Source organism: Pseudomonas sp. NPDC087346 (assembly GCF_044744235.1).
Taxonomy (GTDB): domain Bacteria; phylum Pseudomonadota; class Gammaproteobacteria; order Pseudomonadales; family Pseudomonadaceae; genus Aquipseudomonas.
Window position 1 is genome coordinate 1 of record NZ_JBIUXX010000058.1, and the last position, 15,927, is coordinate 15,927.

At 59.8% G+C, this 15,927-nt stretch carries 17 protein-coding genes, 1 tRNA gene and 1 pseudogene; 6 read left to right on the forward strand and 13 right to left on the reverse strand.

From position 1 onward, the window contains the following. The 5 genes and pseudogenes from ACIOZM_RS25515 to ACIOZM_RS25535 form a co-directional block, all read right to left on the reverse strand. Positions 1 to 99, reverse strand: a pseudogene (locus tag ACIOZM_RS25515) (ribose-phosphate pyrophosphokinase); the annotation flags it as partial. A 45-nt stretch (positions 100 to 144) separates the two neighbouring features. After that, positions 145 to 219: transfer RNA gene (locus ACIOZM_RS25520), tRNA-Gln, on the reverse strand. Positions 220 to 255: 36 nt separating this feature from the next. Further along, positions 256 to 1,107 carry a 4-(cytidine 5'-diphospho)-2-C-methyl-D-erythritol kinase gene (gene ispE, locus ACIOZM_RS25525; protein WP_401218867.1) on the reverse strand — a complete coding sequence of 284 codons (852 nt, stop codon included), beginning with the start codon at positions 1,105 to 1,107 and terminating at the stop codon, positions 256 to 258. Between the two features lie 4 nt (positions 1,108 to 1,111). Next, complete coding sequence (gene lolB, locus ACIOZM_RS25530; RefSeq protein WP_401218870.1) at positions 1,112 to 1,729, reverse strand: lipoprotein insertase outer membrane protein LolB; 618 nt, start codon at positions 1,727 to 1,729, stop codon at positions 1,112 to 1,114. Positions 1,730 to 1,732: 3 nt separating this feature from the next. Beyond that, positions 1,733 to 3,457 (reverse strand): tetratricopeptide repeat protein, encoded by a 1,725-nt coding sequence (locus ACIOZM_RS25535; RefSeq protein WP_401218872.1) that lies wholly within the window; start codon positions 3,455 to 3,457, stop codon positions 1,733 to 1,735. Positions 3,458 to 3,639: 182 nt separating this feature from the next. Between ACIOZM_RS25535 and hemA the strand changes: the two genes are divergently transcribed. The 6 genes from hemA to ACIOZM_RS25565 all read left to right on the forward strand — a co-directional run bounded on the left by hemA (position 3,640) and on the right by ACIOZM_RS25565 (position 8,999). Continuing rightward, positions 3,640 to 4,926: a glutamyl-tRNA reductase gene (hemA, locus tag ACIOZM_RS25540; RefSeq protein WP_401218875.1), complete on the forward strand. Its 1,287-nt coding sequence runs from the start codon at positions 3,640 to 3,642 to the stop codon at positions 4,924 to 4,926. Beyond that, positions 4,923 to 6,005, forward strand: coding sequence for a peptide chain release factor 1 (gene prfA, locus ACIOZM_RS25545; protein WP_401218877.1), 1,083 nt, complete (start codon positions 4,923 to 4,925; stop codon positions 6,003 to 6,005). The genes hemA and prfA overlap by 4 nt, the downstream gene beginning before the upstream one ends. Beyond that, a complete protein-coding gene (gene prmC / locus ACIOZM_RS25550) occupies positions 6,006 to 6,836 on the forward strand; it encodes a peptide chain release factor N(5)-glutamine methyltransferase (RefSeq protein ID WP_401218880.1) in 831 nt (276 codons plus the stop codon). Beyond that, on the forward strand, positions 6,830 to 7,585 hold the full coding sequence (locus ACIOZM_RS25555) for a molybdopterin-synthase adenylyltransferase MoeB (protein WP_401218882.1): 756 nt from the start codon (positions 6,830 to 6,832) through the stop codon (positions 7,583 to 7,585). The genes prmC and ACIOZM_RS25555 overlap by 7 nt, the downstream gene beginning before the upstream one ends. After that, positions 7,578 to 8,369, forward strand: coding sequence for a glutamate racemase (murI, locus tag ACIOZM_RS25560; protein ID WP_401218884.1), 792 nt, complete (start codon positions 7,578 to 7,580; stop codon positions 8,367 to 8,369). Before ACIOZM_RS25555 ends, murI begins: the two co-directional genes overlap by 8 nt. 111 nt (positions 8,370 to 8,480) lie before the next feature. Beyond that, entirely contained in the window at positions 8,481 to 8,999 is a 519-nt protein-coding gene (locus ACIOZM_RS25565) for an acyloxyacyl hydrolase (protein ID WP_401218887.1), read from the forward strand. Positions 9,000 to 9,123: 124 nt separating this feature from the next. Here the strand turns inward: ACIOZM_RS25565 and ACIOZM_RS25570 are convergent, their stop codons facing one another. The 8 genes from ACIOZM_RS25570 to phrB are packed head-to-tail and all read right to left on the reverse strand — an operon-like array spanning position 9,124 to position 15,917. Then, on the reverse strand, positions 9,124 to 9,429 hold the full coding sequence (locus ACIOZM_RS25570) for a YkgJ family cysteine cluster protein (RefSeq protein WP_401218889.1): 306 nt from the start codon (positions 9,427 to 9,429) through the stop codon (positions 9,124 to 9,126). Between the two features lie 53 nt (positions 9,430 to 9,482). Continuing rightward, positions 9,483 to 9,974, reverse strand: coding sequence for a DUF2878 domain-containing protein (locus tag ACIOZM_RS25575; protein WP_401218891.1), 492 nt, complete (start codon positions 9,972 to 9,974; stop codon positions 9,483 to 9,485). Then, entirely contained in the window at positions 9,967 to 11,232 is a 1,266-nt protein-coding gene (locus ACIOZM_RS25580; protein ID WP_401218894.1) for a class I SAM-dependent methyltransferase, read from the reverse strand. Before ACIOZM_RS25580 ends, ACIOZM_RS25575 begins: the two co-directional genes overlap by 8 nt. Then, positions 11,219 to 12,034, reverse strand: a complete 816-nt coding sequence (locus ACIOZM_RS25585; RefSeq protein WP_401218897.1) for a DUF1365 domain-containing protein — start codon at positions 12,032 to 12,034, stop codon at positions 11,219 to 11,221. Before ACIOZM_RS25585 ends, ACIOZM_RS25580 begins: the two co-directional genes overlap by 14 nt. Beyond that, on the reverse strand, positions 12,031 to 13,278 hold the full coding sequence (locus ACIOZM_RS25590) for an NAD(P)/FAD-dependent oxidoreductase (protein ID WP_401218900.1): 1,248 nt from the start codon (positions 13,276 to 13,278) through the stop codon (positions 12,031 to 12,033). The genes ACIOZM_RS25585 and ACIOZM_RS25590 overlap by 4 nt, the downstream gene beginning before the upstream one ends. After that, the gene (locus ACIOZM_RS25595; protein ID WP_401218902.1) at positions 13,275 to 14,060 is read right to left on the reverse strand and encodes an SDR family NAD(P)-dependent oxidoreductase; all 786 of its coding nucleotides are present in this window, start codon (positions 14,058 to 14,060) and stop codon (positions 13,275 to 13,277) included. The genes ACIOZM_RS25590 and ACIOZM_RS25595 overlap by 4 nt, the downstream gene beginning before the upstream one ends. After that, positions 14,057 to 14,479: a nuclear transport factor 2 family protein gene (locus tag ACIOZM_RS25600; protein WP_401218905.1), complete on the reverse strand. Its 423-nt coding sequence runs from the start codon at positions 14,477 to 14,479 to the stop codon at positions 14,057 to 14,059. Before ACIOZM_RS25600 ends, ACIOZM_RS25595 begins: the two co-directional genes overlap by 4 nt. Then, the gene (gene phrB / locus ACIOZM_RS25605; RefSeq protein ID WP_401218907.1) at positions 14,472 to 15,917 is read right to left on the reverse strand and encodes a deoxyribodipyrimidine photo-lyase; all 1,446 of its coding nucleotides are present in this window, start codon (positions 15,915 to 15,917) and stop codon (positions 14,472 to 14,474) included. Before phrB ends, ACIOZM_RS25600 begins: the two co-directional genes overlap by 8 nt. Between the last annotated feature and the right edge of the window lie 10 nt (positions 15,918 to 15,927).

The following is a 15,927-nucleotide window of genomic DNA, read 5'->3' on the forward strand; positions in this document are numbered from 1 at the left end:
ACCGACAGAGATGTCACCGAGAGGGATATGCAGCTGACGTACGACACGCCGAGCTAGATCGGGGTTAGCGTTCCCCGTAAAGACCATCATCTTGGACACGCGCAGTACCTAGAGGCTGAGGGTAACCTGGATGAGTATAGAAAATGGCAGGGGCGGCTGGATTCGAACCAACGCATGGCAGGATCAAAACCTGCTGCCTTACCGCTTGGCGACGCCCCTGTATCTGTTGCAACGATTACCCAGTAATCGATTCCTTTAGAGCAGACTTTGCAGCTTGCGATGCAACATCGAAACGTTGCTTCCTTTCGCTACAAACCCTGTAAGGGTCTCTGTCAGAAGGGCCGAGACTTTATCAGCTTCAGCTTTGCTTGGGAAGCCCCCAAACACACAACTTCCAGTTCCGGTGAGCTTTGCTTCGGTAAATTTACCTAACAAATCCAATGCGTTACGTACTTCTGGATAACGCCTTGCAACCACCGGCAAGCAGTCATTTCGACTGTTTCCCTCGGGAACGGGGCGCACTTTAATGGGCGGCGTGTTACGTGTCAACAATGGATCGGAAAAAATTTCTGCCGTACTAACAGAGACTTGCGGTACGAGCACCAGATACCACGGTTCTTCCGGTTCCACAGGCGTGAGTTTCTCGCCCACGCCCTCGGCAAATGCCGCATGACCACGGACGAAAACCGGGACGTCGGCACCCAGCGAAAGACCCAGCGCGGCGAGGCGATCCAGATCCCAACCCAACTGCCACAGATGGTTGAGGCCGAGCAGGGTGGTCGCCGCGTTCGAGCTGCCGCCACCGATTCCGCCGCCCATGGGCAGAACCTTGTCGATCCAGATGTCGATACCGAGCTTGCAGTCGGAGTGTTCCTGAAGTTTTTTTGCGGCGCGCACGATCAGGTTGCTGTCGTGCGGCACGCCTTCGAATTCGGTGTGCAGGCAAATCAAGCCATCGTCGCGGACGGCGAAAGTGATTTCGTCACCGTAATCGACGAACTGAAAAATCGTCTGCAATTCGTGATAGCCGTCTTCACGGCGCCCAAGAATATGCAGCATCAAGTTGAGTTTGGCGGGTGAAGGCAGCGTCAGACGTGGAGCGGTCATGCGATTACTGCCCCAATTTACGCGGTTGCCAGTTCTTGATCACCAGCGTCACGTCCAGATCGGTGCCGTGCAACTTGATCCGTTCTGGCAGCCAATAGCCGTTTTGTTCGGCATAGCTGAGATACTCGACTTGCCAGCCATCCTGTTCCAGGTTGGCCAGACGGCTGTCGGCATCGAGCGTCAGACGGCTTTTGCTTTCTGGTGCCGGCAGGCCACGGACCCACCAGGCCAGGTTCGAAACCGGCAATTTCCAGCCCATTTGCTCTTCAAGCAAAGCTTCCGGGGATTGCGATTCGTAGCGACCCTGATTGGCCACTTCCAGCGAAACCTTGCCCGGACGCCCGGTCAGGCGTGCCGCGCCGCGACCCAGCGGGCCCGACAGGCGAATGTCGTAGTAGTCCTGACGTTGCAGCCAGAACAGGGTGCCGCTGCCGGAATCTTTCGGTGCGCGGATGCCAATCTTGCCGTCGATCTGCCAGCCATCAAGGCTGGTCAGCTGTTGTTTGTGCGCGGCCCATTGCGCCGGGCTGCCGTGGCCTTCGACCGATTCGCGAGCGCCGAAGCCCGCGCAACCGGCGAGCAGGGCGATGAAGCTGAAAACAATTACGTGGCGCAAAAACATGAGTTAAAGAGTCTCTGATCCGGTCAGGCGCTTGATGGTGCTGCGCAGGATGGTGCTGTCAGGCTGATCCTTGAGGAATTTGCCCCAGATTTGTTTGGCTTCGCGTTGATTGCCCTTGATCCACAGCACTTCGCCGAGGTGTGCGGCGACTTCGTGATCCGGGAAACGCTCCAGCGCCTGACGCAGATATTTCTCGGCGTCGTCCAGATTGCCCATGCGGAAATTCACCCAGCCGAGGCTGTCGAGTACCGCTGGGTCTTCCGGATTGAGCTGGTGCGCCTGTTCGATCAGCGCCTTGGCTTCTGCGTAACGGGTGGTGCGGTCGGACAAGGTGTAGCCGAGCGCGTTGAGCGCCATGGCGTTGTCCGGATCGCGCTTGATGATCAGGCGCAGGTCTTTTTCCATTTGCGCCAGATCATTGCGTTTCTCGGCCTGCATCGCTCGGGTGTAGAGCAGATTCAGGTCGTCCGGATATTGCTGCAAAGCGGTTTGCAGGGTTTTCCAGGCTTTGTCGTCCTGTTTGTTGGCGGACAGTGTTTCCGCTTCGATCAGGTATAGCTGAATCGCGTAATCCGGCTGTGCATCACGCTCGGCGGCCAGTTTGGTCTGGGCCTCGGCGGTCTTGCCGTTGTTCATCAGGATGTCGGCCTGACGCAACTGCGCCGGGAGATAGTCATTACCGGGGCCGACCTGGGCGTACTCGATCAGCGCGCCTTGCGGGTCGTTGCGTTCTTCGGCGATGCGCCCCAGGTTCAGGTGCGCGGAATCGACGTGGCTTTCCCGGGCGATCAGGTCTTCCAGGTAACCCTTGGCCTCGTCCCAGGCCTTGGCTTCCAGGCACACCAGCGCCAGCGAATAACGCAGTTCGTCGTCTTCCGGGTATTGCTGAACGAGGGTGGAGAACTCGACCTTGGCGTCGTCCATCCGGTCCTGTTCAACCAGCATCCGCGCGTACGTCAGGCGCAGGCGTTTGTCGTCCGGATACTTCTTGATGCTTTTTTGCAGCAGCGGCAGGGCTTCGTCACCACGTTGCAGAGATTGCAGAAGGCGCGCGCGCAGCAGGATCGGGGCGATTTCGCCGTCTTCAGGCGGGTTGTCTTCGAGCAACGCCAGCGCACCTTTCGAGTCGCCGTCCTGTTGCATCAGCAAGGCCTTGCCGAAAATCAGCTGATTGTTCTTTGGATGACGCTGCAACAGGCGGTCGAAACTTTTCATCAGGCCGTTGCGGGTTTCCTGATCTGTGTCGGCAGCCGACAGCGCGAGGAAGTCGAAATGCGTGTCGCCCTTGCCCTGCAGGACTTTCTCCATATAGACCATGGAGTCGTCGTAACGCCCGGCGCGAGCCAGTTGCACGGCGGCGGCGCGTTGCGCTTCGAGGTCGTCCGGGGCGTTTTTCGCCCAGATCAACGCGGTGTCCAGAGCCGGCTGGTCGGCGCCAAGGTACTCGGCGATGCGGAACGCACGCTCTGAGACACCCGGGTCCTGGGTATTGATGGCCTGGGTCACGTAGTTATCCAGCGCAATGTCGAAACGATTACGTTGGCCGGCGAGCTCGGCGCTCAACAGGCTGTAAACCGTTTCTTCGCTGAACGAGCTGTAAACCTTGGGCTTTTCAGGCACGGGCGTGGTGTCTTCGACCGGTGGCGTACCGTCCGGCGAAACGGGGGCCAAGGCCTGGCAGCCGCTTAGGAAGACAAAAGCAAGGAGCAACGCGGAAGATCTATTCATATAGGAAGAGGACGACTAACCTGCGGTCGGATCATCATGACACAAGCCTTCGGCCAAACATAACCGAGTCTCGATTGTGTCCTTTATAGGGGCTGACAATTGGGACAATAGTCAGCGGTAGTTGTTCTGAATCTGGCGAAGTAGGACAATTGCCGGCTTCACGTCACTATCAGCGACCTTGAATGGCCTTCCTCGCACTCGGTATCAACCACAAGACTGCTTCAGTAGACGTCCGCGAGCGCGTGGCTTTTACCCCTGAGCAGCTGGTTGAGGCGTTGCAGCAACTCTGCCGGCTCACCGACAGCCGCGAAGCAGCGATCCTCTCCACCTGCAATCGCAGTGAGCTTTATATAGAGCAGGATCACATTTCGGCCGATGGCGTGCTGCGCTGGCTGGCCGAATATCACAAATTGAGCATAGAAGAGCTGCGCGCCAGCGCTTATGTGCATGAAGATGATGCGGCAGTTCGTCACATGATGCGCGTCGCCTCCGGGCTCGACTCGCTGGTGCTGGGCGAACCGCAGATTCTCGGTCAGATGAAATCGGCTTACGCCGTGGCCCGCGAAGCCGGCACCATCGGCCCGTTGCTGGGCCGACTGTTTCAGGCGACGTTCAATGCCGCGAAACAGGTGCGTACCGACACTGCTATCGGTGAAAACCCGGTTTCGGTGGCGTTTGCTGCCGTGAGCCTGGCCAAACAGATTTTCAGCGACCTGCAACGCAGCCAGGCTTTGTTGATCGGCGCCGGCGAGACCATCACGTTGGTCGCCCGTCATCTGCACGAGCTGGGGGTCAAGCGCATCGTCGTCGCCAACCGGACGCTGGAACGCGCCAGTCTGCTGGCCGAGCAGTTCGGTGCCCACGCCGTGTTGCTGTCGGACATCCCGGCAGAACTGGTGCGCAGCGATATCGTCATCAGTTCGACCGCCAGTCAGTTGCCGATTCTTGGCAAAGGCGCGGTCGAGAGCGCGCTGAAGCTGCGCCGCCACAAACCGATTTTCATGGTGGATATCGCCGTTCCCCGGGATATCGAGCCGGAAGTCGGCGAGTTGGACGACGTTTACCTTTACAGCGTCGACGATCTGCACGAAGTGGTCGCGGAAAACCTCAAGAGCCGCCAGGGCGCAGCACAAGCTGCCGAAGAGATGGTTTCCCTCGGTGCCGACGACTTCATGGTGCGCCTGCGTGAACTGGCAGCGGTCGATGTTCTAAAGGCCTATCGTCAACAGAGCGAACGCCTGCGCGACGAAGAGCTGCAAAAGGCCCTGCGTCTACTGGCCAACGGCGGCAACGCTGAAGATGTGCTCGGGCAACTCGCTCGCGGCCTGACCAATAAACTTCTGCATGCGCCAAGCGTGCAGTTGAAAAAGCTTTCTGCCGAAGGCCGCCTCGATGCGCTGGCCATGGCCCAGGAACTCTTTGCCCTAGAGGGCTCACCGGATAGCTTTTCGGATAAAAAACCGCAATGAAAGCGTCACTGCACAATAAGCTGGACATCCTCCAGGACCGTTTCGAGGAACTGACCGCGTTGCTCGGCGACGGCGAAGTCATTTCCGATCAGACCAAATTTCGCGCCTATTCCAAGGAATACGCCGAACTCGAGCCGGTCGTACAAGCCTATACAAAGCTGCTCAGCGTACAAAGCGATCTTGAAGGCGCGCAGGCACTGCTCAAGGACAACGACCCGGACATGCGTGAAATGGCCGTGGAAGAAGTCCGCGAAACCAAAGAGCTTCTGATCACGCTCGAAGCCGATTTGCAGCGCATGCTGCTGCCAAAAGACCCGAACGACGGTCGCAACGTGTTCCTCGAAATTCGCGCCGGCACCGGTGGCGACGAGGCGGCGATTTTCTCCGGCGATCTGTTCCGCATGTACTCGCGTTACGCCGAGCGACGTGGCTGGCGTGTGGAGATCCTTTCGGAAAACGAAGGCGAACACGGTGGCTATAAAGAAGTCATCGCCCGCATTGAAGGCGACAACGTTTACGGCAAGCTGAAATTCGAATCCGGCGCGCACCGCGTACAGCGTGTACCCGCCACCGAATCCCAGGGCCGTATCCACACCTCGGCCTGCACGGTAGCGGTGTTGCCCGAGCCGGACGAGCGGGAAGCCATCGAGATCAACCCGGCGGATTTGCGCGTCGACACTTACCGCTCCTCCGGGGCCGGTGGTCAGCACGTCAACACCACCGACTCGGCGATCCGCATCACGCACATACCGACCGGCACCGTCGTCGAGTGTCAGGAAGAACGCTCCCAGCACAAGAACCGCGCCCGGGCGATGTCCTGGCTGGCGGCCAAGCTCAACGATCAGCAAACCGCCGCCGCCGCGAACGCGATCGCCAGCGAGCGCAAGTTGCTGGTGGGTTCCGGTGACCGCTCCGAGCGCATTCGCACCTACAACTTTGCTCAGGGCCGAGTCACTGACCATCGCGTCAACCTGACCCTGTACTCCCTCGACGATATTCTTGCCGGTGGCGTTGACGCGGTAATCGAGCCTTTGCTGGCCGAATACCAGGCCGACCAGCTCGCAGCGATAGGTGAATAAATGACCATCATTGCCAGCCTGTTGCGCGCTGCCGAATTGCCGGACTCGCCCACTGCGCGTCTGGATGCTGAATTGCTGCTGGCCGCAGCGCTGGGCAAGTCGCGCAGCTTTCTGCATACCTGGCCCGAGCGCATCGTGCCGAGCGAATCCGCGTTGCTGTTTGCCGAGTACCTGCAACGCCGCCGTGGCGGTGAGCCGGTGGCCTACATTCTCGGCCAGCAAGGATTCTGGAAGCTCGATCTGGAAGTCGCGCCGCACACGCTGATCCCGCGCCCGGACACAGAATTGCTGGTGGAAGCGGCGCTGGAATTACTGCCGGCGACCCCGGCCAAAGTGCTCGATCTGGGTACCGGCAGCGGGGCGATTGCCTTGGCGCTGGCCAGCGAGCGTGGCGGCTGGAAAGTCACCGCCGTGGACCGCGTCTTGGAAGCCGTGGCCCTGGCCGAGCGCAATCGTCAGCGTCTGCACCTGAACAATGCCACGGTGCTGAGCAGTCATTGGTTCAGCTCGCTTGAAGGCCAGCGCTTTGATCTGATCATTAGCAATCCGCCGTACATTGCCGCTGCCGATCCGCATCTGGTCGAAGGCGACGTGCGCTTCGAGCCGGCCAGCGCGCTGGTCGCCGGTGTCGACGGGCTCGACGATCTGCGGCTGATCATCGACCAGGCTCCGGAGCATCTGGAGGCCGGTGGCTGGCTGATGCTCGAACACGGCTATGATCAAGCCGAGGCCGTGCGCGATCTGCTGCTGACTCGCGGCTTTGAAGAAGTCCACAGCCGCACCGATCTGGGCGGTCATCAACGGATCAGCCTGGGGCGCCTGCCGTGCTGAATGATCAGGAATTGCTGCGCTACAGCCGGCAGATTCTGCTGCAACACATCGATATCGATGGCCAGTTGCGACTCAAGGACAGCCGGGTATTGATCGTCGGCCTCGGCGGTCTCGGTGCTCCGGTGGCCTTGTATCTGGCCGCGGCGGGCGTTGGTGAGCTGCATCTGGCGGATTTCGACACGGTCGATCTGACCAACCTGCAACGTCAGATCATCCACGACACCGACAGCGTCGGCATGAGCAAAGTCGACTCGGCGCTCAAGCGTCTGAGCGCGATCAATCCCGAGATTCAACTGATCGCCCATCGTCGGGCGCTGGACGAAGATTCTCTCGCGGCCGCCGTGGCAGCGGTGGATCTGGTGCTCGACTGCTCGGACAATTTCTCCACCCGTGAAGCGGTCAACGCCGCTTGCGTGGCCGCACGCAAACCTCTGGTCAGCGGCGCGGCGATTCGTCTTGAAGGACAGCTCTCGGTGTTCGACCCGCGTCGTGCCGACAGTCCTTGTTACCACTGTTTGTACGGACACGGCAGCGAAGCCGAACTCACTTGCAGCGAAGCCGGTGTGGTCGGGCCGCTGGTGGGTCTGGTCGGCAGTCTGCAAGCGCTGGAAGCCTTGAAAGTGTTGGTCGGTTTCGGTGAGCCACTGGTGGGTCGTTTACTGTTGATCGATGCCTTGGGCTCGCGTTTCCGTGAGCTGCGGGTCAAGCGTGACCCGGGTTGCAGCGTCTGTGGTTCGCACCATGCGTGAAGCGCCCATCGGCGTGTTCGACTCCGGTGTCGGCGGCTTGTCGGTATTGGCAGAAATCCAGCGTTTGCTGCCCAATGAGTCGCTGCTGTACGTCGCCGACTGTGGGCACGTTCCCTACGGCGAGAAAACCCCGGAATTCATTCGTCAGCGTTGCAGCGTGATGGCCGGTTTTTTCCGCGAGCAGGGCGCCAAAGCATTGGTGCTGGCCTGCAACACTGCCACCGTGGCCGGCGTCGCCGATCTGCGCCGGGACTTTCCCGAATGGCCGATTGTCGGCATGGAGCCTGCGGTCAAACCGGCGGCTGCCGCGACCCGCAGCGGCGTGGTCGGTGTGCTTGCAACGACCGGCACTTTGCAGAGCGCCAGGTTCGCAGCCTTGCTCGATCGCTTCGCCACCGATGTGCGAGTGATTACCCAGCCATGCCCCGGTCTGGTTGAGCTGATTGAGAGCGGCGATCTGCACAGCGCCGAGTTGCGCCAATTACTACAAGGCTATGTTGAGCCGTTACTGGCCAGCGGTTGCGACACAATCATTCTTGGCTGCACTCACTATCCTTTTCTCAAGCCGATGCTCAGGTCGATGATCCCTGTCGACATCAGCCTGATCGATACCGGTGCCGCCGTGGCGCGCCAATTGCAGCGTCTTTTGGCTGAGCGCGATCTGCTCGCCGAAGGCCCGAACCGGCCGGTCAGATTCTGGACCAGTGCCGATCCTCAGTACTTCAAAAATATCCTGCCATTGCTGGGGCAAGCGGCGGGAGATGTGCAAGACTTCGGCTTGTAAAAAAACTGTGAAATAACTTAAAAATCAGCTGAACTTCTGATCAAGCGTCGACTTCTATAGCGTTGAGCAACACCCAAAAACCATACGATCGTTCGGAAAAGGATGTTTCAAGTGAAGCGACTATTCTGCTTGGCCGCGATTGCGGCCGCACTGATGGGGCAAAGTTTTACCGCGCAGGCAGCAGGCGTGGAATTCGCGGTCGGGGCGACCAGCGATTCAACGATGACTTACCGCCTGGGCATGAACTTCGACTGGGACAAGAGCTGGCTGCAAAGCGATGTTGGTCGTCTGACCGGTTACTGGAGCGGCGCCTATACCTACTGGGACGGCGACAAGGGCTCGAGCAACAACAGCCTGTCGTTTTCGCCGGTACTGGTTTACGAGTTTGCCGGGCAATCGGTCAAACCGTACGTCGAGGCAGGGATCGGCGCGGCGGTGTTCTCCAACACCGAGTACGAAGGCAACAAGATTGGCCAGGCTTTCCAGTTCGAAGACCGTATCGGTTTCGGCCTGCGTTTCAATGGCGGGCATGAGGTGGGGATTCGTGCGACGCACTATTCCAATGCCGGTATGTCGAGCAACAACGAAGGTGTAGAAAGCTACTCGCTGCATTACACGATGCCGTTGTAAGTACACCGTCCCTGTGGGAGCGGGCTTGCCCGCGATTGCGGTCTGACATTCAACATTGATGTTGACTGAGCTGACGCCATCGCGGGCAAGCCCGGCTCCCACAGGGAACAAAGTGTTTTCAGAATCAGCGATACGCCGTGGTAATCCCACGGCGTTCTTCGATGCACTCCGGTGCGCCCATTTCGAACTCACGGCAGATCAGCGGGCGTTTTTCGTAGATCGTGCACATCATGCTGTCGCGATCCAGCGCCGCGCACCAGCCGTCGTCCAGACGCAGCATCACTTCACCGCCCCAGTCATCGGTATCGATAAAGCGATCAGGCACGCCGGTGTCGGTAATCAGCATCACTTCGAGTTGGCAGCAGCAGGCTGCGCAGGTCGAACAGGTGACCGCAGGTTCGGCGATTTGCTGGTGGGGAATGGTCTTCATGGGCGGCAGTGTAAGGCAGTGGCCGGCGGGTGTGTGAAAGGTCTGACGGACGCTCAGTGGCTCAGGCGTCGAGCCATCACGTGAAGCAATGGAAACAGCAGCGCCCAGAGCAGGCCGATGCCGATCAGGGTCGGGATTTCGCCGTAGGGAAAATGCACCCCGGCCAGTCGTCCGCCACCGTAGTAAGACATTGCGCCGCCGACCGCTCCCAGCACACTCGACAGCCACCATGGCCGGGCGCTCCATTGCAGGCAATGGCGCAGAGTGGTCGCAAGAAGTGCCCAGAGCAACATCAGCCACAGCGGAATCAGCGGCGACAGATCTTCAAACGCGAATACACCCAGCGCGCGCAATGCGCTGTCTACCGCCGTGCCGACAATCACCACGCTGAGAATCAGCCGGCCTTCCGCCGCCCAACTGCTGATCCAGCTCAGATGAATCACCAGCACCGCCAATGCCAGCAGTAACCACATGCTGTTGCCGCCGAGCACACAGGCCAGCCAGCCGACCTGGAACAACAGCGCGTTGGCCAGTCGCTCAAGCATCGAAGCGGCCGAGCAGTGGCGCCGGCATCGCCCCGGGTTTGGCCAGCAGCAATTGCGCGGTACCGATGGTGCGCTCGAGGAAACCGCCCTCGCAGTAGCACAGGTAAAACTCCCACAGTCGCAGGAAATAATCGTCGTAGCCCAATTCACTCAAGCGACCGTGGGCGCGGCGAAAATTCTCATGCCACAAGCGCAGGGTCTTGGCGTAGTGCAAGCCAAAATCTTCCATGTGCAGCAGGTTCATGTCGGTGTCGCGGCTGACCACTTCGAGCATTTTCTGCACACAAGGCAGGGCGCCGCCGGGGAAGATGTAACGCTGGATGAAGTCGACGCCACGCTTGGCTTGCTCGTAACGTTGATCGCGGATGGTGATCGCCTGCAACAGCATCAAGCCATTGCTCTTGAGCAAATGCGCGCACTGTTTGAAATAGGTCGGCAGGAAGCGATGGCCGACAGCTTCGATCATCTCGATCGACACCAGTTTGTCGTACTGGCCGGTGAGGTCGCGGTAGTCCTGGAGCAGCAAAGTCACTTGATCCTGCAAGCCCAGTTGTTCGATGCGCTTGGCGGTGAATGCGTACTGCTCTTTCGACAATGTGGTGGTGGTTACATGGCAACCGTAATTCTGCGCCGCGTAAAGCGCCATGCTGCCCCACCCGGTACCGATTTCCAGCAAGTGGTCTTCGGGCTTGAGTGCGAGCTTCTGGCAGATCCGCTCCAGTTTGTTCAGTTGCGCCTGTTCCAGGCTGTCTTCGGGGGTGAGGAACTGCGCCGCTGAATACATCATGGTCGGGTCGAGAAACTGTTCGAACAGGTCGTTGCCGAGGTCGTAGTGCGCGGCGATGTTCTTCTGCGAACCTTTGCGCGTATTGCGATTGAGCCAGTGCAGGCCTTGCACCAGCGGCCGGCCGAGGCGCGCCATGCCACCTTCCATGGCATCGAGTACGTCGAGGTTGGCGACGAACACGCGCACCACGGTGGTCAGGTCCGGCGAACTCCAGTAGCCGTGAATAAAGGCTTCGCCAGCACCAATCGAACCATTGCCGGCGATCATTCCCCAGGCGGCGGGATCCTGCACGTGAATCTCACCGTGCAACGTGCTGCCCGGCGTGCCGAACAACATGCGTTCGCCATCCTCGACCACCAGCAGTTGTCCGTGTTTGAGTTGACCCAGCAGGCGCAGCACGCCACGGCGCAGCAGCGATCCGGTCAAACCGTTGGTGCTGAACAGGATGGCCGTCAGGCTAGAGGATTTCATGGCGGTGCTCCTTGGGAGTCGCAGTGGCGGTTTGCAAGCTGCCGTTGGCAGACTCGTGAGCGAAGATCGGTGCACGTTTGAGCAGCAGTCGCACGGCTTGCCAATAAATCGCCAGACAGGTTTTTGCGGTCATCCACGGAAAGCGCCGCAAGTAACGGTGCAGACTTTGCCGATCAAGCGCCTCGCGTTGCAGGTTGAGCGTGGCGTCGAACAGTTTGTGTTCGCCCTGCCAGTCGGCCATGTGCACGCCGAGGTTTTGCGCGGCGGGGCTGAAGCTCATCCGGTATTCGAGATCACGTGGCAGAAACGGCGAAACATGAAACGCCTTGGCCACGGCGAAGTGCTGATGAACATCCTGCAGATCGACTGGCGTCCGCGCCGGTAGCACGTAGTGAAAACGCTCGCGCCACGGCGTGTTGGTGACTTCACAGAGAATCGCCGCCAGTTGCCCATCGGCCTCATGGCAATAAAAGAAACTCACCGGATTGAACGCCAGCCCCCAACTGCGCGGCTGGGTCAGCAGGCAGACCGAACCTTGCGGCGCATGACCGATGGCGGCTTCGACCTGCTGGCGCACCGCATCGATCAGGCGCATACCGCGTCCGGTGAACGCCTTGAGATAGTCGGTCTCACGAAACGAAAACGGCGCGAAACGGCTGCGGCTGGCCAGCGGCGAAAGGCCGAACACGCTGTCCTGCTCGTCGAGGTCGAGGTACAGCAGACCGATCCGATAACGGAATTCATGGCGCTTGGGGGCGAAGCGCCGATGACCGATCCAGCCGCTATAAAGGGCGCTGTTCATAGGGTTTCCCCGAACGCGGCGGCCACGCGCAAGGCACTGACCACGCCGTCTTCATGGAAGCCGCTGGCCCAGTAGGCGCCGCAATAATGGGTGTGCTGCTGGCCATCGATTTCTGCCCAGCGATTCTGCGCCGCGACTGCGGCGAGGCTGTATTGCGGATGGGCGTAGGTGTATTTGGCGAGCACCTTGAACGGGCTGATGCCGGCACTCTGGTTAAGGCTGACGCAGAACGTGGTGTCGCTCTGGATGCCTTGCAGAATGTTCATGTCGTAAGTGACGGCGGCCTGCGTATGGCCGGCGCCGCCGAGGCGATAATTCCAACTGGCCCAGGCCAGTTTGCGCGACGGCAGCAGGCGCGTGTCGGTGTGCAACACCACTTCGTTATCGGCGTAGGGCAGGGCGCCCAGCACCGAGCGTTCGGCGCTGCTTGGACTGGCCAGCAGGTTTAATACCTGATCGCTGTGGCAGGCAAAGATCACTTTGTCGAAACGTTCGATGCCTTTCGGGCTGTGGATAACTACGCCGTGCTCATCGCGATCAACCCGGGTTACCGGGCAGTTCAGGCGAATCCTGTCCTGGAATGATGCGGTCAGCGGCGCGACGTAGGCGCTGGAACCGCCCTCGATCACCCGCCATTGCGGACGGTTGTTCACCGACAACAAGCCGTGGTTCTTGAAAAACCGCACAAAGAACTGCAACGGGAAATTGAGCATCTCGGCCATTGGCATCGACCAGATCGCCGCGCCCATTGGCACGATGTAATGCAGGATGAAACGCTCGCCGTAACCGTTGGCCTTGAGGTAATCGTCCAGCGTGGTGTCGGTGGCGATGCGTTGTTCGTCGAGGTCGCGCAGCGCTTCCTTATTGAAGCGCAGGATGTCGCGCAACATGCCCCAGAACCCCGGCGAGAACAGGTTGCTGCGCTGGGCGAACAGGCTGTTGAGGTTGTTGCCGTTGTATTCCAGGCCGGTGTCCGGATCATTCACCGAGAAGCTCATTTCGGTTGGTTTGAAGGCCACGCCGAGCTGACCGAGCAAGCGAATGAAGTTCGGATAGGTCCAGTCGTTGAACACGATGAATCCGGTGTCGATGGCATAGGCCTGACCGTCCACCGTGACTTGCACGGTGTGAGTGTGGCCGCCGACCCAGTCGCCGGCCTCGAACACCGTAACGTCATGGCGGCGATTGAGCAGGTAGGCGCAGGTCAGCCCCGCGATCCCGCTGCCAACGATGGCGATGTTCACGTTGCATCATCCATGAGTGGCGGCTGCGCACGCACCATGCGTTTGCCAATCGCCAGTTGCAGTCGCGCCGGCAACTTGGACAGCGGCCACAACGCGGCCATGAACAACGCCGGGAAAGCGATCTCCAGTGGGCGCTCGCGCAGTTTTGCAAAAATGTGCCGGGCGGCTTTGTCCGCTGGCCAGCTCAAGGGCATCGGAAAATCATTTTTGGCGGTCAGTGGCGTCTCGACGAATCCGGGGCTGACCACCGTGACTTCAATGCCTTCCGGGGCCAGATCGATACGCAGCGATTCGAGCAGGTAACGCATGCCGGCCTTCGATGCGCCATAGGCCTCGGCGCGGGGCAGCGGCAGATAAGTCACCGAGCTGGCGACGCCGACCAGATGCGGCGCGGTACCCGCCCGCAGCAACGGCAGGGCGGCTTCGATGCAGTAACTGCTGGCGAGCAGATTGGTGCGCACGACGTGCTCGATGATCGAGGAATCGAACTGCCGCGCATCGACATATTCACAAGTACCGGCATTTAGAATCACCGAGTCCAGCGAGCCCCAGTCGGCAGTAATCTGCTCGCCGATTTCGCGCACTGTCTGGCTGTTGGTCAAATCCCCCGCGACCACCAGCACTTGCCCCGGATAGCGTTGCGACAAGACTTTCAATGGCGCGACCTGACGTGAACTGACCGCCAGATGCGCCCCGGTTTTCAGAATCTCTTCAGCCAGGGCCGCGCCGATGCCACTGCTGGCACCGGTCAGCCAATAACGCCTTGGAGTTGTACGACTCATCCCATTCTCCTTTTCAGCCAGGCAATCACCCGACCCAATACGGGTAAATGTTCATACAGCAGCGCCCCGGCATCGAAGTAGTCCCGGTGGCGATAAACCTTGTCGCGCCAAAGCAGATGCGAACAGCCGCTGACCCGAATCCATTGGCCACCCGCCAGGCGCGGATGGCGGTAAGTCATGACCCAACGCAAGTAACCTTCGCCATCGCTGATCTGGTCGTAACCGTGAAAATCAAACCGCAGTTCGCTGACGTTGGCGTACAACTCGCGCATGTAGCTGTGCAGATGCTTGAGCCCCTGCACTTCGTGCAGCGGGTCAGTGAAGTGAATGTCCTCGCTGTAGAGCGTACCCAAACGATCCAGGTTGTTTTTGTTCAACTCGGAAAAACGTCGGGCGAAGCTGCGCAGGAATTCACTCATCTGCACCTCCGATAGACGCACGCGACGGCAGATTCTTGAAGGCGCTCAAGGCGCGCTCCCGTGAAGCACTCAGGTTGACGATTGGCGGCGGATAGTCGGCGACACCGAACAGCCCGCCGGCACTGGCCGGGTTGTGCACTTCCTTTTTGTTCAGGCCGGCGAGTTCCGGCAGCCAGTGCTTGATGAACAAGCCTTCGCTGTCGAATTTTTCCGACTGACTGATCGGGTTGAAAATGCGGAAATACGGGGCCGAGTCGGTGCCGGTGGATGCGCTCCACTGCCAGCCGCCGTTGTTTGCCGCCAGATCACCATCGATCAGATGGCGCATGAAAAAGCGCTCGCCCTCACGCCAGTCGATCAGCAGATTCTTGGTCAGGAACATCGCCACCACCATCCGCAGACGGTTGTGCATCCAGCCGGTTTCGAGCAGTTGGCGCATCGCGGCGTCGATGATTGGCAGACCGGTGCGCGCCTCTTGCCACGCGGCGAGTTCATCCGGGGCATCGCGCCAGGCCAAGGCTTCGGTTTCCGGACGGAAAGCTCGATGGCGCGAAACCCGTGGGTAGCCGACCAGAATATGTTTGTAGAACTCGCGCCACAGTATTTCGTTGATCCAGGTGACCGCGCCGACCTTGCCGCTTTCGAATTCACCCTGATTGCTTTGCAGGGCGGCGTGCAGGCATTGGCGCGGCGAGATCACCCCGGCGGCGAGATAAGCGGAGAGTTGGCTGGTGCCGGGTTTGGCCGGGAAGTCGCGCTCGCTCTTGTAGTAATCGATCTGCGCGTCGGCGAAGGTGTCGAGACGGCGCCGGGCCTCTTTCTCACCGGCGGGCCACAGGGCGCGCAGCGAGTCGCTTGGGGTCGTAAAACCCTTGATCGCCGCTGGCACGGGATCGCTTTCGATGCCGGTGGCTTCTTGTCTGGAGGGCGCGTTTATAAGAGCAGGCAGTGAGCGATGCAGGCGTTCGTAGCAGACCTTGCGGAACTGACTGAACACCTGAAAGTAGGTGCCGGTCTTGGTCAATACACTGCCGGGTTTGAACAGCAACTGATCCAGATAACTGTAGAAACCGATGCCATCGGCTTGCAGCATCTCGGCCACCGCTACGTCACGACGGCTTTCATGCACGCCGTATTCTTCGTTGACATGAACAGCTTCAATCTTCAGTTCATGGCAGAGTTTGCGCAGCACCTGCGGCGCCTGATCCCAGTGCGTGGCGCTGCGGATCAACAGCGGAATGTTGAGCTTGCCGAGGCTTTTGCTCAAGTCATCGAGGTTGCGCAGCCAGAAGTCGATTTTGCATGGGGCGTCATCATGTTCCAGCCATTGCTGCGGGCTCAACAGGTACACCGCCACGGTCGGGCCACGTTCAGCGGCAGCCGTGAGGGCGGTGTTGTCATGTAGGCGCAAGTCGCTGCGCAGCCAGATCAATTGCATGGTGGTGTCC

What these genes read in the sequence shown, in the direction of transcription:
- ispE (WP_401218867.1), bottom strand. Translation starts at nt 1,107, where the DNA reads ATGACCGCTCCACGTCTGACGCTGCCTTCACCCGCCAAACTCAACTTG.
- lolB (WP_401218870.1), bottom strand. Translation starts at nt 1,729, where the DNA reads ATGTTTTTGCGCCACGTAATTGTTTTCAGCTTCATCGCCCTGCTCGCC.
- ACIOZM_RS25535 (WP_401218872.1), bottom strand. Translation starts at nt 3,457, where the DNA reads ATGAATAGATCTTCCGCGTTGCTCCTTGCTTTTGTCTTCCTAAGCGGC.
- hemA (WP_401218875.1), top strand. Translation starts at nt 3,640, where the DNA reads ATGGCCTTCCTCGCACTCGGTATCAACCACAAGACTGCTTCAGTAGAC.
- prfA (WP_401218877.1), top strand. Translation starts at nt 4,923, where the DNA reads ATGAAAGCGTCACTGCACAATAAGCTGGACATCCTCCAGGACCGTTTC.
- prmC (WP_401218880.1), top strand. Translation starts at nt 6,006, where the DNA reads ATGACCATCATTGCCAGCCTGTTGCGCGCTGCCGAATTGCCGGACTCG.
- murI (WP_401218884.1), top strand. Translation starts at nt 7,578, where the DNA reads ATGCGTGAAGCGCCCATCGGCGTGTTCGACTCCGGTGTCGGCGGCTTG.
- ACIOZM_RS25570 (WP_401218889.1), bottom strand. Translation starts at nt 9,429, where the DNA reads ATGAAGACCATTCCCCACCAGCAAATCGCCGAACCTGCGGTCACCTGT.
- ACIOZM_RS25575 (WP_401218891.1), bottom strand. Translation starts at nt 9,974, where the DNA reads ATGCTTGAGCGACTGGCCAACGCGCTGTTGTTCCAGGTCGGCTGGCTG.
- ACIOZM_RS25580 (WP_401218894.1), bottom strand. Translation starts at nt 11,232, where the DNA reads ATGAAATCCTCTAGCCTGACGGCCATCCTGTTCAGCACCAACGGTTTG.
- ACIOZM_RS25585 (WP_401218897.1), bottom strand. Translation starts at nt 12,034, where the DNA reads ATGAACAGCGCCCTTTATAGCGGCTGGATCGGTCATCGGCGCTTCGCC.
- ACIOZM_RS25595 (WP_401218902.1), bottom strand. Translation starts at nt 14,060, where the DNA reads ATGAGTCGTACAACTCCAAGGCGTTATTGGCTGACCGGTGCCAGCAGT.
- ACIOZM_RS25600 (WP_401218905.1), bottom strand. Translation starts at nt 14,479, where the DNA reads ATGAGTGAATTCCTGCGCAGCTTCGCCCGACGTTTTTCCGAGTTGAAC.
- phrB (WP_401218907.1), bottom strand. Translation starts at nt 15,917, where the DNA reads ATGCAATTGATCTGGCTGCGCAGCGACTTGCGCCTACATGACAACACC.